Annotated in this window: 1 protein-coding gene and 1 pseudogene; both read left to right on the top strand. The window is 74.2% G+C overall.

Going from position 1 to position 1,533, the window contains the following annotated elements:
- Positions 1-885: pseudogene (locus PO768_RS28820) on the top strand (hypothetical protein); the annotation flags it as partial.
- A 28-nt stretch (positions 886-913) separates the two neighbouring features.
- Positions 914-1,533 (top strand): CHASE2 domain-containing protein (locus tag PO768_RS28815; protein WP_272648794.1); only part of this gene is annotated, 620 nt, incomplete at its 3' end.

Raw genomic sequence — 1,533 nt, 5'->3', positions numbered from 1 at the left:
GTCCGGGCGCTGCTGGCCGCGCCGGCGCTGCAGGGCCCGCCGATCACGCTGAGCAGCCTGCCGCCTACCCTGGCCTGGCAGCCGCTGGACGGCGCCAGCGCCTACCGCGCCCAGGTCTATGCCGAGGGCGACTTCGACCGCCTGCTGCTCGACGGCGTCTTCCCGACCCCGCAGGCCCGCTGGGCCGATCTGCCGGACGGCCGCTACACGCTGCGCGTGCGTGCGATCGACGCGCTGGGCCTTGAGGGCCAGGCCGCCGATGCCTTGTTCACACTGAAGGCCCGTCCCGAGCCGCCGTTCAGCCGCGCCCCGGTCGCCGAGGCGGTGGTCTACGGCGACAAGCTGACGCTGAGCTGGACGCGCGCGCTGGCCGCCCAGCGCTACCGCCTGCAGGTCGCGGCCGGCGCCGACTTCGCCGCGCCGCTGCACGAGCGCAGCGACATCACCGGCACAGAGCAAGACCTGACCCTGCCACCCGGTCGCTATTACTGGCGCCTGGCCAGCATCGCCGAGCCGGCCGACGCCGGGCCGTTCGGGCCGGTGCAGAGCTTCACGCTGCGCCCGCTGCCGCCCAGCCCGGCCGTAGAGCCGCCCGAAGTTGGCGACAAGGAACTGCAGTTCCGCTGGCAGGCCGGCGAACCCGGGCAGCGCTACCAGCTGCAATGGGCACGCGACCCCGAGTTCAAGCAGGAGCTGCAGGAGCTCGTCGTCGACCAGCCGCAGGCCGCGCTGCCGCGCCCCGAGCCGGGCAGCTACTACCTGCGGGTGCGCACGCTGACGGCCGAGGGCGCCGCCGGCCCCTATGGCGGCACGCAGCAGTTCGAGGTCCCGCGCTCGCGCTGGCTCTGGCTGCTGCCGCTGAGTCTGCTGCTGCTGGCGCTTTGAGCCACCGGGCATCGCGGGCCGCCTGACCATGACCGGCCCACCCACACGCCTGTTCCGACCGCGCCTGGCCGCCTGGCCGCTGCTAGGCCTGCCGCTGGCGGCCCTGCTGTGCCTGGGCACCGGCTACCGCCAGCTGGACTATCCGCTGGACGATCTGCAGCTGCGCCTGAGCGCGCCCGAGCCGAGCAACGAACAGGTGCTGCTGGTCGATATCGACGACGCCTCGCTGCGGGTGCTGCAGCCGCGCCTGGGCAGCTGGCCCTACTCGCGCGAGGTCTATGCGCTGGCGCTGGACTGGCTGCGCGAGGCCGGCGCCAAGCTCATCGTGTTCGACATCGTGTTCGGCGGCAGCCGGCCCGGCGACGCCGAGTTTGCGCGCGCGCTGAGCGAGCGGCCCGACACCGTGCTCGCGGCCGCCGGGCTGCAGCAGGCCATCGGTATCGACCGGTCGGAGAGCTCGCTGCTGGCGCGCCTGTCGGTGCCGCTGGAACCGGCCACACCGGCCATCGCCTGGCCGGCCCTGACCCTGCCCAGCGACAGCCTGCAGCCCCGCCATGTCGGCGTGATCACAGCGCCGCTGGACCCCGACGGCCGCCTGCGCCGCCTGCCGCTGCTGCACACGGCCCAGGGCCGGCTGCTGCCCTCGCT

Source organism: Paucibacter sp. XJ19-41 (genome assembly GCF_028462495.1).
GTDB lineage: Bacteria > Pseudomonadota > Gammaproteobacteria > Burkholderiales > Burkholderiaceae_C > Roseateles_E.
This window is presented reverse-complemented; position numbering and strand designations above follow the sequence as displayed.